General features: G+C 72.1%; 12 protein-coding genes. 10 read left to right on the forward strand and 2 right to left on the reverse strand.

The genetic code is table 11. The features are described 5' to 3' along the window. Window positions 1-198 precede the first annotated feature (198 nt). The 3 genes from rplM to glmM all read left to right on the forward strand — a co-directional run bounded on the left by rplM (window position 199) and on the right by glmM (window position 2,744). Complete coding sequence (rplM, locus tag AB0B33_RS08150) at window positions 199-651, forward strand: 50S ribosomal protein L13 (RefSeq protein WP_086857631.1); 453 nt, start codon at window positions 199-201, stop codon at window positions 649-651. A 14-nt stretch (window positions 652-665) separates the two neighbouring features. Continuing rightward, complete coding sequence (gene rpsI, locus AB0B33_RS08155) at window positions 666-1,250, forward strand: 30S ribosomal protein S9 (protein WP_360768252.1); 585 nt, start codon at window positions 666-668, stop codon at window positions 1,248-1,250. A gap of 159 nt (window positions 1,251-1,409) precedes the next feature. Then, a complete protein-coding gene (glmM, locus tag AB0B33_RS08160; protein WP_360768254.1) occupies window positions 1,410-2,744 on the forward strand; it encodes a phosphoglucosamine mutase in 1,335 nt (444 codons plus the stop codon). Between the two features lie 34 nt (window positions 2,745-2,778). On the opposite strand, the gene AB0B33_RS08165 is transcribed toward glmM, so the two are convergent. Then, window positions 2,779-3,654, reverse strand: coding sequence for a cytochrome P450 (locus AB0B33_RS08165; RefSeq protein WP_360768257.1), 876 nt, complete (start codon window positions 3,652-3,654; stop codon window positions 2,779-2,781). Window positions 3,655-3,684: 30 nt separating this feature from the next. Here AB0B33_RS08165 and AB0B33_RS08170 point away from each other — a divergent pair, with 30 nt between their 5' ends. From AB0B33_RS08170 to AB0B33_RS08190, 5 genes are all read left to right on the forward strand, one after another. Continuing rightward, a complete protein-coding gene (locus AB0B33_RS08170; RefSeq protein ID WP_360768260.1) occupies window positions 3,685-5,274 on the forward strand; it encodes a fatty acyl-AMP ligase in 1,590 nt (529 codons plus the stop codon). After that, window positions 5,267-5,527: an acyl carrier protein gene (locus tag AB0B33_RS08175; RefSeq protein WP_360768263.1), complete on the forward strand. Its 261-nt coding sequence runs from the start codon at window positions 5,267-5,269 to the stop codon at window positions 5,525-5,527. The genes AB0B33_RS08170 and AB0B33_RS08175 overlap by 8 nt, the downstream gene beginning before the upstream one ends. A gap of 177 nt (window positions 5,528-5,704) precedes the next feature. Continuing rightward, entirely contained in the window at window positions 5,705-5,986 is a 282-nt protein-coding gene (locus AB0B33_RS08180) for a hypothetical protein (protein WP_247015034.1), read from the forward strand. Further along, complete coding sequence (locus AB0B33_RS08185; RefSeq protein ID WP_360768266.1) at window positions 5,986-8,529, forward strand: WXG100 family type VII secretion target; 2,544 nt, start codon at window positions 5,986-5,988, stop codon at window positions 8,527-8,529. The genes AB0B33_RS08180 and AB0B33_RS08185 overlap by 1 nt, the downstream gene beginning before the upstream one ends. Window positions 8,530-8,548: 19 nt before the next feature. Continuing rightward, window positions 8,549-9,031, forward strand: a complete 483-nt coding sequence (locus AB0B33_RS08190; RefSeq protein ID WP_360768270.1) for a hypothetical protein — start codon at window positions 8,549-8,551, stop codon at window positions 9,029-9,031. Between the two features lie 34 nt (window positions 9,032-9,065). Here the strand turns inward: AB0B33_RS08190 and AB0B33_RS08195 are convergent, their stop codons facing one another. Further along, window positions 9,066-9,890 (reverse strand): alpha/beta hydrolase, encoded by an 825-nt coding sequence (locus AB0B33_RS08195; protein WP_360768273.1) that lies wholly within the window; start codon window positions 9,888-9,890, stop codon window positions 9,066-9,068. A 340-nt stretch (window positions 9,891-10,230) separates the two neighbouring features. On the opposite strand from AB0B33_RS08195, the gene glmS reads away from it, so the two are divergent. Together glmS and AB0B33_RS08205 are read left to right on the forward strand one after the other, a co-directional pair. Next, a complete protein-coding gene (gene glmS / locus AB0B33_RS08200; protein WP_247015026.1) occupies window positions 10,231-12,093 on the forward strand; it encodes a glutamine--fructose-6-phosphate transaminase (isomerizing) in 1,863 nt (620 codons plus the stop codon). 22 nt (window positions 12,094-12,115) lie between these two features. Further along, window positions 12,116-13,555 carry an NAD(P)H-hydrate dehydratase gene (locus AB0B33_RS08205; protein WP_360768276.1) on the forward strand — a complete coding sequence of 480 codons (1,440 nt, stop codon included), beginning with the start codon at window positions 12,116-12,118 and terminating at the stop codon, window positions 13,553-13,555. Window positions 13,556-13,681 lie beyond the last annotated feature (126 nt).

Below are 13,681 nucleotides of genomic sequence, written 5' to 3' on the forward strand. Positions count from 1 at the left end.
GCAGGCGGTTCGGCCGGAAAACCGGGTAGAGTCCGGCTGCGCCCGGGCCGGTGGAAGCCTAGTATGGGCGCTCCCACCCACCCCCGATGCACGGGCGCGGTGGACGTGGGGGTATCTTCATATGTCGTTGTGCGTTGCGGCGCATCAGCGCTAGGCCCGCACAGAACCCACACGCAATGTTGACGACGAGGTAGACCCTTGCCCACGTACAGCCCCAAGCCCGGCGACGTCACTCGTGCCTGGCACGTGATCGACGCCGAGGATGTCGTGCTCGGCCGGCTCGCGACCGAGGTCGCCACGCTGCTGCGCGGCAAGCACAAGCCGACCTACGCCCCGCACGTGGACACCGGTGACTTCGTCATCATCGTCAACGCCGAGAAGGTCGCGCTCACCGGAAACAAGCGCGAGCAGAAGTTCGCGTACCGGCACAGCGGTTACCCGGGCGGTCTGCGGAAGCGCTCGTTCGGCGAGCTGCTGGACACCAAGCCCGAACACCTTGTCGAAAAGGTCGTCAAGGGCATGCTGCCGAAGAACAAGCTCGGCCGCGCCCAGGCGAAGAAGCTCAAGGTGTACGCCGGCCCGCAGCACCCGCACACCGCGCAGCAGCCGCAGGTGCGCGAGATCACCAAGATCGCGCAGGTCGCGCAGTGAGTGAGGAACAGTCTGTGACCAGCACCGAGCCCGAGACCCCCGAGGTCGTTGAGGCCACCGAGGCGACCGAGACCGGCGCCGAGGCCACCAGCGAAACCCCGGCCGCCACCAGCGAGACGCCGGTCGCGACCAGCGAAACCCCGGTTGCGACCAGCGAGACGCCGGTCGCCACCAGCGAGTCGGAAGCCGCGCCGCGCCCGTCGCGGGCCGCCGGCGGCAACGCGCAGACGGTCGGCCGCCGCAAGGAAGCCGTCGTCCGCGTCCGGGTCGTCCCGGGCACCGGCGAGTTCAAGCTCAACGGCCGCACCCTCGAGGAGTACTTCCCGAACAAGGTGCACCAGCAGCTCATCAAGGACCCGCTGGTCCTGGTCGAGAAGCCGGACTCGTTCGACATCTTCGCCAACCTCCACGGTGGCGGCGTTTCGGGTCAGGCGGGCGCGCTGCGCCTGGCGATCGCCCGTGCGCTCATCGAGGTCGACGCCGACGACCGCCCGGCCCTCAAGAAGGCCGGCTTCCTGACCCGTGACGCGCGCGCCACGGAGCGGAAGAAGTACGGCCTCAAGAAGGCCCGCAAGGCCCCGCAGTACAGCAAGCGCTGATCGCGCCCTCAGGCGCAACCCACCGGAGCGCCCATCCGTCCATCGGATGGGCGCTCCGGTTTTTGCGCATCCGGCCCCCGGAGCGACACTCGGGGGTGGGGGAACGCGGTCCGTCAGGATCGCTAGGTTGTCGTGGTGGTTCCACTAGGAGGTCGATCGATGGCACGCCTGTTCGGTACCGACGGGGTACGTGGCCTGGCCAACGCCGAGCTGACGCCGGAGCTGGCGCTCGCACTGGCGGCCAGCGCCGCCCGCGTGCTCGCCGCGCACGACCGCTCGCACCGGCCGGTCGCCGTCGTCGGCCGTGACCCGCGCGCCAGCGGCGAGATGCTCGAAGCCGCGGTGGTGGCGGGTCTCACGTCCGCCGGGGCCGACGTCCGGCTGGTCGGCATCCTGCCCACGCCCGCGGTCGCGTACCTGGTCGGCGCGCTCGAGGCCGACCTCGGCGTGATGATCTCCGCGTCGCACAACCCGATGCCCGACAACGGCATCAAGCTCTTCGCCGCGGGCGGGCACAAGCTCCCCGACGGCATCGAGGACGAGATCGAGGCCGGCCTCGCCGACGGCAAGGTCCGCCCGACCGGTACCGGCGTCGGGCGCGTCACCACCGTCGACGACGCCCTCGACCGCTACGCCACCCACCTGCTCGGCGCGACCCCGGGCTCGCTCGCCGGGCTGAAGGTCGTCGTCGACTGCGCGAACGGCGCTTCCGCCGCGGCCGCGCCCGAGGTCTACCGCCGGGCCGGTGCCGAGGTCGTCGCGCTGCACGCCGACCCCGACGGCGTCAACATCAACGACCACTGCGGCTCCAACCACCCGGAGAAGCTGCGCAAGGCCGTCGTCGCGCACGGCGCCGACCTCGGCATCGCGCACGACGGCGACGCCGACCGCTGCGTGGCCGTCGACTCCGCCGGCGAGCTGATCGACGGCGACCAGATCATGGCGGTGCTGGCGCTCGCGCTGGCCGAGGCCGGCGAGCTGACCAAGGACACGCTGGTCGCGACCGTGATGAGCAACCTCGGCCTGCACCTGGCGATGAAGGCCAACGGCGTCAACGTCGTGACGACGGCGGTCGGCGACCGGTACGTCCTCGAGGAGCTCCGCGCCAGCGGCTTCGCCCTCGGCGGCGAGCAGTCCGGCCACGTGGTGCTCCCGGCCCACGCCACCACCGGCGACGGCCTGCTCACCGCGTTGCGCCTGATGAGCCGCATGGCCGAGACCGGCAAGTCGCTGGCCGACCTCGCCGCCGTGATGAACCGGCTGCCGCAGGTCCTGGTGAACGTCCCGGTCGCGGACAAGGCGGCGGTGGCGGACTCGAGCGAGGTCCGCGACGCCGTCGGCGCGGTCGAAGCCGAGCTGGGTGAGGAGGGCCGGGTGCTGCTGCGCCCGTCCGGCACCGAGCAGCTGGTCCGCGTGATGGTCGAGGCCCCGGCCCAGGCCACCGCCCAGGCGGCGGCCGACCGGCTCGCGGGCGTCGTCTCAGCGGTCTCGTAACCGGTCGTGAGTGTTCAGGCGGGTTCTAACCCGCCTAACCACTCACGACCACCCGCGCCGAGGCCAGGCCGTGGAACACCGGGTGGGTCTTCCAGGCCACGTCGGTGACTTCGCAGCCCGGCGCCAGGACCTTCGCCAGCGCTCCCAGCGCGACCTCACCCTCGGCCAGCGCCACCCCGGAACCCGGGCACGCGTGGCGGCCCAGCCCGAACGGCAGGCCGTCGGCCAGCGAGACCGCCACCGGACCGTCGGCGCCGAAGCGCAGGACGTACCGGGCCGGGCAGATCTCCGTCACCAGCTCGCGCACGGACCTCGGCCCCGAGGTGGCCAGTGCCAGCCCGGCGCAGGCCAGGAAGTTCAGCGAGTTTTCGTAGGCGGCGTGCGCGAGCACCACCGGGGTGAACGTCAGCTCGTCCTCGTCGAGCCGCCCGGCCGCGTGCGCCTCCCGCAACGCCGTCAGGCCGCCCGGCCCGGCCGGGGTGCGGCTCAGCTGCACCGCGAGCCGGAACGCGGCCGCCTGCCCGGCCCGGTCCCTGCCGCCGAAGACGTCGAGGTTCGCCGTCGTCGCCTCCAGGCGGTCCAGGAAGGCGTCGTCGAGGGGGATCCCCAGCACCGCCGACGTCACCGCGCCCGCCACCGGCCGCGCGAAGTCGCGCACGAGGTCGAACGCCGGGCCCAGCCCGGCCACCACGGCCTCGATCCCGGCGCGCACCGGCGCCGGCAGCGGCTCCAGCCCGGCGATGATCTCCCGCAGCACCCCGCGCAGCCGCGTGTGCCCCTCGCCGTCGCGCAGCAGCACGCTGGGCGAGCCGCCACCGGGGTCCGACGTCAGTTCCGGCGAGCGCAGGGCCCGCGCGCTCGCGTCGCGTCCGGTGACGACGCCGATCCCGTGCTCTTCGAACTGGTCCATCGCCCGCCAACGGTAGGGCAGGATGGGGCCGTGCCGCCCGCAGCCGTCCCGGACGAGGTCCTGGCCACGCCGTTCACGGACCACCTGCTCCGCAACGCCGCCGAAGATCGCCCGGCCTTCACGTGCTTGACCTTCCCCGGACCGGCCGAGCACACGCTGACCTGGCCGCAGGTGCTCGCGCGCGTCCGCGGTGTCGCCCGCGAACTGCGCCGCCACACCCGGCCGGGCGACCGCGTGGCGATCGTCGCCCGCCAGGACCTCGAGTACGTCGTCGCGTTCCTCGGCACGCTCTACGCGGGGCTCGTGGCGATGCCGCTGTCCGTCCCGACCGGCCGCACCCACGCCGCCCGGATCGAATCGGCCTTCGCCGACGCCGGTCCGGCGGTGTGCCTGACCTCGAAGAACCTGCTCGAGAAGACGGCCTCGCTGGCCGGTGCGCCGGACGTCGTGCTCGCGGTCGAGGACATCGGGCCCGACGACACCGAGCCGCCCGCCGGAGTGGCGATGTCGGACCCCGCCTACCTGCAGTACACGTCGGGCTCGACGCGGCGCCCGGCCGCCGCCGTGATCTCCCACCGCGCGCTGGTGGCCAGCTGCTGGCAGACCACCCGCTGCTACCACGCCGACGCGTCGACGCCGCTGGCCGGCTGGGTCCCGTTCTTCCACGACATGGGGCTGGTCCTGCTCATCGGCACGCCGGTCTTCCTCGGCTCGCGGTCGGTGTTCTTCACGCCGATGGAGTTCGTGCGCGACCCGCTGCGCTGGATCCGGCTGCTGGCCGGCTACCCGGGCGCGATCACCGCGGCGCCGAACTTCGCGTTCGACCTGGCCGCCGAAGCGGCGGGGGAGCTGGAGGCCGTCGACCTCTCGCACGTCAACTCCGTGCTCAACGGCAGCGAGCCCGTCCGCGCGGCCACCGTCGAGGCGTTCGAGCGGGCGTTCGCGCCGTTCGGGCTGCCGCGCGCGGCGCACAAGCCGTGCTACGGGCTGGCCGAGGCGACGGTCTTCGTCACGAGCACCGGCGACGAGGGCGCGACCGTGACGACGTCCGAGCGCGGCGAACCGCTGGTGTCCGCGGGGCGGCCGTACGGGCAGCGGATCCGGATCGTCGACAAAGCGACCGGCGAGCTCCGGCCGGACGGCGAGGTCGGCGAGATCCAGGTGTCCGGCCCGAACGTCGCCGACCGGTACTGGGGCCGGGAGGACCCGCTGGCGGCCGACGGCTGGCTGGCCACCGGCGACCTCGGCTTCGTCCGCGAAGGACTGCTGTACGTCACCGGCCGGCTCAAGGACCTGATCATCGTCGACGGCCGCAACCACTACCCGCAGGACGTCGAGGCGACCGTCGAGGCCGCGCACCCGGCCGTGCGGACCGGCCGGGTCGCCGCGTTCGCCGTCCGGGACGCCCGCGGTGAGGGGGTCGCGGTCGTGGCCGGCTGCGCGGCCCCGGACGAGTCGGTGGAGAAGGCCGTGCGGCGGGCCGTTTCGGTGGGGCACGACCTGCCGCTGCGCGGCCTGTGGCTGGTCCCGCCGGGCGCGGTGCCGCGGACCTCGAGCGGCAAGGTGGCCCGCGCCGCGGCCCGCGACCGCTGGTGGGGCGAGAATGAGCGGCATGGCTGACCCGGGCGCGTACGTCGAGGAGCTCCGGCGGATCATCTGCTTCGCGCTGGAGATCCCGCCGGAGCGGCTGACCGAGGTGACGCCGTTCGACGAGCTGGGCATGACGTCCCGGCAGCGGATCCAGCTGCTCGCGCGGGCCGAAGTCACCTACGGCGTCTCGGTCGACCTCGACGAGCTCGACCGGCTGGTGGACGTCCGCGGCGTGGCCGAGGTGATCGCCGAGGCGGTCGCCGCGCAACGCCCGACCGGGTGAGGCGCAGTTCGGCAAAGCCCAGGTAGGGCGCGGGGCCGACCGCTAGACTCTGTGTGCATCTGCGACGGCACCGAACGGCGGCCGGGCGCGTCACAGTCTTGAAAACCCGAGCCAGGGACTGTGGGATCGAAGGGGGCAGCGACCATGCCAGACGGGTATGCAGCGAGTTCGGAAGCGATGACGCGGGCGCAGGTCCGCCTCGCGGACGCCGCCGACGACCCGGGGGCGGAAGCGAAGAAGGTCGCGCCGACCGAGATCGCCGCCGCCGACTTCGGCCGCGTGCACCAGGAGGGCTTCGGGAAGTACAAGGCCGGGATCGACGAGATCGGCGCGGGCATGACGGGGCTGTCGAACGCCCTCATGAACCTGGGCAGCGGGATCGGGACGGCCGGGGGCAAGTACACCGCGCAGGAGCAGAACGCGAGCGCGACGGCGAACCAGGCCGGGGGTAACCGCTGATGGCTGAATGGGCCGAAATCAAGAAGGTCCTCGACGACCCGAACGTGTCGATGGAAGCCAAGTCCAAGCTGATGGACGAGTACGGCGAAGACACGTTCAACTTCAGCGACGAAGAAGAAGAGTACGCGAAGAAGTACATCGAGAACTACTCCGACAACAGCTGGACCAACGACTGGCTCCCGGGATCGTCGGACGACGTCGACGAAGCGCTGAAGGAAGCCCAGCAGGAAGCCGCGGCCAAGAACCAGGAGCACCAGCGCGACACCGCGGCGCGGGACGACGCGAAGAAGAACCTCGACGGGATCGCGACGCCCACGCTGGGGGCCGGCGCGAAGAGTTCCGACGAACTGCTCGACCAGGGCAACGTCGCGGTCGACCTGCTCGCCAAGTGGACCGACGAGGTCTGGAACCAGATCAAGGGCGAAAACACGAAGATCGATTCCAAGGCGGAGCTCAAGGACAAGTTCCACGAGAACCGCGGGATCCAGTTCCAGAAGTTCCTCACCGAGGCCGACGACCTGACCAAGGCGCACAAGGTCGTCGAGGATTCGCTGAGCAAGAGCGACACCGAGCTCCAGACCCTCTTCGGGGAGTGGAAGGGCAAGGGCGCCAACGCCGCGGAGATCAAGTACGACGAGACGATCAAGCCGCACGCCAAGGAGCTTTCGCAGCAGATCGACGGCGCGGCGAAGCTGATCCCGCAGACCGTGACGCACGTCTACGACGCCGTCAAGAAGAAGGTCGACGAGGTCCTGCAGCTGCACCGCCCGGTGATCGCCGAGGCCGACATCCCGATGGCCAAGGACGTCCTCAAGGTCGCCAACGGCGAAACCGAAGAGTTCGACGACTTCATGAAGGTCGCGAGCTGGATCGACGCCGTGAACGCGAAGCACAACAACCAGTCGAACCTCGCCGAGCGCCTGCAGAACGACGACTGCGGCTTCAACGACGAGAACAAGGAATACGGCCGCCAGGTCACCCGCTTTTGGCGTGACGGCGCCTTCTCGACCGAGTACAAGAGCCTGATCAACGCCTTCAACGGCTCCTGCAAGTCCGCCAAGGACACCATCGACCAGCAGTTCGGCGCGCTGGCGCGGTTCATGGACGGCTACCGCAACCAGCTGACCGAGGCGAAGAACGAGGGCGGCGGCGACAAGGGCGGCGACAAGGGCGGCAACACCGGGGGCGGGGACAAGGGCGGCAACACCGGCGGGGGTACCGGTGGCGGCACGGGCGGCGGGACCGGCGGGGGCACCGGGGGCGGCGGCACGACGCCGTCCGCGGCCGAGCCGCCGAAGGCGGAGGAGCCCGCGAAGCCGGAGGAGGGCAAGAACCCGATCACCGGCAAGCCCCTCGAAGTCGACCCGTCGACCGGCGAGCCGTACCCGATCGACCCGAAGACCGGCGAGGCCATCAAGGACATGGACGACACCGACACGGTGTCGGTCAAGAAGGGCGACAACACGATCGAGATGTCCGAGCCCGACAAGGAGGGCAAGCAGGACATCTCCGTGGACGACGGCCACGGCAACAAGAAGGACTACCACCTCGACTGGGGTGACGACGACAAGGCCGAAGCGGGCAAGGACGGCAAGGACGGCGCCAAGGACGGTGCCAAGGCCGACGGCAGCTTCGGCCCGCAGGGCAGCCAGCAGGCGGTCAAGGAGGGGCAGCCCTCGGCCGACGGCAGCTACAAGCCGGGCCCGGACGGCAAGATCCACATCCAGGACGGCAACCTCAAGATCACGGCCGAGCGGCCGGAGGGGCCCGACGGCCCGACGATCGTGACGGTCGACGACGGCAAGGGCGAGCCGACCACCTACACGCTGGACGAGAAGGACGACCCGAAGGCGGACGACCTCAAGGGCGACGGCAAGACCGACGGAAAGACCGACCCGGCGGCTTCGGACGTCAAGCACGACCCGAAGGCCGAGCCGCCGGTGACGAAGGACCCGTCGCCGCCCAACCCGGACCCGGGCTTCACGCGCAGCGAAGCGGCCGGTGGCGGGGGGAGCGGGTTCAGCGCTCCGGGCGGCGTGGACGTCAGCGGTGACTTCGGTGGCAGCGGTGGCGGTGGCGGCGTAGCGGCGGAGCCAGCCGTGGCGATGGCCGACGCGGGTGCCGGGGCCGGCGGCGACGCGACCTCGACGGCCGGGGCGAGCGACTTCGGCTCCGCCGTCACCGGTGGCGGCGGGACGGCGGACTTCGCCGGCGCGGTGTCGCTCGACCCGGGTGCCCAGACCGGCAGCGACGCGTCGATGCCGATGTCCGACGGCAGCGGCCTGGGCGCGACCCCGGTCGACGCCGGCGCGCACCAGGCCGCGGCGAGCGGCTCGTCCGGCATGAGCGGGATGAGCGGCATGGGCGGGATGATGGGCGGCATGGGTGGCGCCCCGGGCGGCGGCGGTGGCGGCGGCGACCAGCAGCGCGGGCCCAGCCAGTACCGCATCGAGGGCGGCGTGTTCGAAACCAGCGGCGCGAAGGGCCGGATCAGCGGCTCGCTCGACGACGAGGGTGACCGGTCGATCCGGTACGACCGGTGACGAGGGCTGAGGAGAGCCGATGACCAGCGCCGAAGACCGATATCGCACGGCGATCTCGACGATGGACGCCGCCGCGCGCGAGCAGGACGAGCAGCGGGGGCTGCGCGACCGCCACGTCGCCGAGGCCAAGGAGCAGGCCAGTGCCGGGCTGCAGCGGGAGATGGCCGCCGCGCAGAAGTACGCCGAGCACATGGACGAGCTCAACAAGCGCAAGCAGAGCGCGGGCGGCTGGGCGACGGAGAAGACGCTGGCCGACAAGTCGCGCGAGTCGCTGATGGAGTTCGGCGTCCAGGACGAAGAGGCCGACACCGGCTACACGGCGTACCCGACGCCGAGCTACGGGACACCGGTCCCGGCCGCGGCGGCACCACGGCCGGCCGCGGTGGCACCGCGTCCCGAGCCGGTCCCGGAGCCCCCGGCACCCGAGCCGCCCCGGCGGGGCCGGCACGCCCGCCAGCCGGACGACGACGACGATTTCTCCAGCACCAGCTGGCTGGTGTGAGGAAGGGCCCGGCTCCGGCCGGGCCCTTCCCGCGTCAGAGCGCGGGTTCTTCCTCGCGCTCGATCGGGGCGCGCTTGACGTCCGCTTCGAGCAGGGGCCGGTACTTGTCGGTGCCGGTCAGGTGCGTCAGGAAGAAGGCGGTGAACAGCGCGCGGGTCAGCTGCTGCGTCCCGCGGTGCGGTTTGCCGTGCATGATCAGCTGCGACCAGTGCCTGCCCTCGGTGACACCCAGGTGCGACGCCTTGCCGAGCAGCCGCAGCTGGACGTCGTCGCCACCCCAGGCGTTCGCGATGGCTTCGGCGTGCCCGACGGCGGGCGCGACCAGGTCACCCTCGGCGGCGAGGTGCATCCCGGGCACGGTGATGGCCTTGGCGGCCTCGTGCGCGGGCGGCAACGTCTGCGCGGCGGTGATGGTGGCGACGGCCTTGATCCGCGGGTGCTCGGCCCGCGCGTCCTGCGCGGCGGCGAGCACGGCGGCGCCACCCCCGGCCGAGTGCCCGGCGAGCCCGAGCTTGGCGGGATCGACGCTGATGCCATCGGGCCCGAGCCGCACGGTGGTGACGACGTCGAGGGTGGTCAGCAGATCGGCGGCGAGCAACCGGTGCGACGGCAGAGGCCCCTTTTGGGTAGCCGGCGCGGCGGCGACGATGCCCCAGCTGGCGAGGTGCCGCAGCAGCTGCCGGTAGCGATCGGGGGGCTGCAGCCACCCGTGCCCGAAGGCCACGGCGGGCAGGCCGAGACCGGCACGGGGGGTGAAGACGACACCGGGCAGCCCGACCAGGGCGAGATTCCCCCGCAGGACCTCGTGCGGACCGGGGTGCGTCAACTCCGCGAGCAGCTGCTTGGGCTTGCTGGCCATGGCGGGAACCCTACTGTGCGAAGGGGCGGGAGGCGCGCCCGCCGCCCCGGCGAGCGAGACCGGCAGGCCGACAGCGCAACAGGCACTCCACCCAGCCCCCTCCCCCCACCCCGATCCGAAGCCCAGAACACGGACGGCAGCACCGGGTCAAGGCATCTTTCCCGCCTTGACGCGGTGTTGCCGTCCGTAGTCACAATCAAGCTTCGGGGTGGCGGGTCACCAAAGACACGTCCGGGTGACAGCGCATTGGTCCGAACCACCACCCCTCCCGTTCTCCCAGGTCAAGCACCCTTTCCGGACCCCATCACCCCGGCGAACATCCCTCGTTAGGCTGGTGCGCGTGTGTGGAATCGTGGGATATGTCGGGCACCGCCCGGCTCTGGACGTCGTCCTCGGCGGGCTCCGGCGCATGGAGTACCGCGGGTACGACTCGGCCGGGGTCGCGGTCCTCGACGGGGCCGGTGCGCTGACCGTCGAGCGCAAGGCCGGCCGGCTGGCGAACCTGGAAGCCCGGCTCGACGAGGTCGGGCGGGACGCCTTCGCCGGGACCGCCGGCATGGGGCACACCCGCTGGGCGACCCACGGCGCGCCCGTCGACCGCAACTCGCACCCGCACCGGGACGTCTCGCAGCGCGTCGCCATCGTGCACAACGGCATCATCGAGAACTTCGCCGCGCTCCGGGCCGAGCTCGAAGCCGACGGGGTCGAGATGGCCAGTGACACCGACAGCGAGACCGCCGCGCACCTCGTCGCCCGCGCGTACAGCGACGGGGACACCAAGGGTGACCTCGCCGCCAGCGTCGCCGCTGTCTGCCGGCGGCTCGAAGGTGCCTTCACCCTGGTCGTGACGCACGCCGACGAGCCCGACACGATCGTCGCCGCGCGGCGGTCGTCGCCGCTGGTCGTCGGGGTCGGGGACGGGGAGCACTTCGTCGCCTCCGACGTCGCCGCCTTCATCGAGCACACCCGCGAGGCCGTCGAGCTCGGGCAGGACCAGCTCGTCGTCATCACGCGCGAGGGTTACGAAGTCCTGGACTTCCACGGCGACGCCGCCCAGGCCAAGCCGTTCACCGTCGACTGGGACCTCTCCGCCGCCGAAAAGGGCGGCCACGAGTACTTCATGCTCAAGGAGATCGAGGAGCAGCCCGAGGCGCTGGCGAACACGCTGCGCGGGCACTTCGAGTCCGGCCGCATCATCCTCGACGAGCAGCGCATCTCCGACCAGGACCTCCGCGACGTCGACAAGGTCTTCGTCATCGCCTGCGGGTCGGCCTACCACTCCGGCCTGGTCGCCAAGTACGCCATCGAGCACTGGACGCGGCTGCCGGTCGAGGTCGAGCTGGCGTCCGAGTTCCGCTACCGCGACCCGGTGCTGGACCGCGACACGCTGGTCGTCGCCGTGTCCCAGTCCGGCGAGACGGCGGACACGCTCGAAGCCGTCCGGCACGCGCGTGAGCAGAAGGCCCGCGTCCTCGCCGTCTGCAACACCAACGGCGCGCAGATCCCGCGCGAGTCCGACGCCGTCCTCTACACCCACGCCGGACCCGAGATCGGCGTCGCGTCGACCAAGGCGTTCCTCGCCCAGATCGCGGCCAACTACCTGGTCGGCCTGGCGCTGGCGCAGGCCCGCGGCACGAAGTACCCGGACGAGGTCGCCCGCGAGTTCGCCGAGCTCGAGGCCATGCCCGCGGCCGTCCAGAAGGTACTGTCCACTGTGGACCAGGTGCGTGACCTCGGCCGCCGGATCGCGGACTCGAAGGCCGTCCTCTTCCTCGGCCGCCACGTCGGGTTCCCGGTCGCCCTCGAAGGCGCGCTGAAGCTCAAGGAACTCGCGTACATGCACGCCGAGGGCTTCGCGGCCGGCGAGCTCAAGCACGGCCCGATCGCGCTGATCGAGGACGGCCTTCCGGTCGTCGTCGTGATGCCCTCGCCCAAGGGTCGCGCGGTGCTGCACTCGAAGCTGGTCTCGAACATCAGCGAGATCCAGGCCCGCGGCGCCCGCACGATCGTGATCGCCGAAGAGGGCGACGAGACCGTCCGGCCGTTCGCCGACGAGCTCATCGAGGTCCCCGCGGTGCCGACGCTGCTGCAGCCGCTGGTGTCCACCGTGCCGCTGCAGGTGCTGGCCGCGGAGATCGCCCGCGCCCGCGGGTACGACGTCGACAAGCCGCGTAACCTGGCGAAGTCCGTGACTGTTGAATAACACAGCGTAGAGAGGCCCCGCCGTGCAGGGAATCTGGACCACGGAACGGATTCGCGAGGCGGAGGGGCGGGCGTTCGCCGTCACACCCGACGGCGAACTCATGCGCCGGGCGTCGTTCGGGCTCGCGGTGCAGATCGCCGACCTGCTCGAAGACCGCACCGGCGGGGTTTCCGGACGTCGGGCCGTGCTCCTGGTCGGCTCCGGCGACAACGGCGGTGACGCACTCTGGGCGGGCGCCTTCCTCCGGCGACGCGGAGTCGCCGTCACGGCCATCCTGCTCAAGCCCGAGAAGGCGCACGCCGAAGGACTCGGCGCGCTCGAGCGAGCCGGTGGCCGCGCGGTGCCCGCCGCGGACGGTCCACAGTGGATCGCGAAGGCCGACGTCGTGGTCGACGGCATCGTCGGGATTTCCGCCAGCGGCTCGCTGCGCCCGGACGCGGCCCGGCTGGTGGACCTGGTCGAAGCCCCGATCGTCGCGGTCGACCTGCCCAGCGGCGTCGACCCGGACACCGGCGCCGTCGACGGCTCCGCCGTGCAGGCGACCCGCACGGTCACCTTCGGCGCGCTCAAGCCGGTGCACGCGCTCGCGCCCGCCCACTGCGGCGAGGTCGTCCTGGTCGACATCGGCCTCGAGCTGACCGACCCCGACCTCCGGCGGCTCGACGTCGCGGACGTCGCCGCGGCCTGGCCGGTGCCCGGACCGGACGACGACAAGTACAGCCAGGGCGTGGTCGGCATCGCGGCGGGCTCGGCGACGTACCCGGGCGCGGCGGTGCTGGCGGCGGGCTCGGCGGTGCGCGCGACGTCGGGCCTGGTGCGCTACGCCGGTCACGCGGCCGACGTCGTCCGGTCGCAGTGGCCGGAGATCATCGCGACCGGCACGGTCGCCGACGCGGGCCGCGTCCAGGCGTGGGCGGTCGGGCCGGGCATCGGCACCGGCTCGGACGGCCGCGACGTCCTGCGGCACGTGCTGGGCCAGGGCGTCCCGGTCTGCGCGGACGCCGACGCGACGACGATCATCGCGAAGTCCCCGGACGTCCTCGACGCCCGCGACCCGGACACGCCGCTGGTCCTGACCCCGCACGCGGGCGAGTACGAGCGCCTGATGGGCCGCAAGCCGGGAGCGGACCGCGTGACAGCGGCGCGCGAAGCGGCGAAGAAGTACGACGCGGTGGTGCTGCTGAAGGGCCACGTCACGGTCGTGGCGGCCCCGGACGGCCGGGTCGCGGTGAACAAGCCGCACGGCGCCTGGCTGGCGACGGCGGGCTCGGGCGACGTCCTGTCCGGCCTGGTCGGCGCCCTGCTGGCGGCCGGCCTGGACCCGTGGCTGGCGGCGGCGATGGCGGCCCACGTGCATTCGCTGGCGGGCGCGATCGCGGCCCAGAACGCCCCGACCTCGGCGTCCGGCCTGGTCCACGCGATCCCGGAGGCCATCCGCGCGATCCGCTCCCTCACCCCCTGACCGCACTTTCCCTATGAAAGTGATCCGGAGGTAGGGGTTCCACATCACTTTCGTAGGGAAAGTGCGGTCTTGGGGGTCGGGGGGGGCGTGGGAAGAGTTATCGAGTTCTCTGTTAACTCTGGGCGG

It is taken from the genome of Amycolatopsis sp. NPDC049159 (genome assembly GCF_040648295.1).
GTDB classification, from domain to species: Bacteria; Actinomycetota; Actinomycetes; order Mycobacteriales; family Pseudonocardiaceae; genus Amycolatopsis; species Amycolatopsis pretoriensis_A.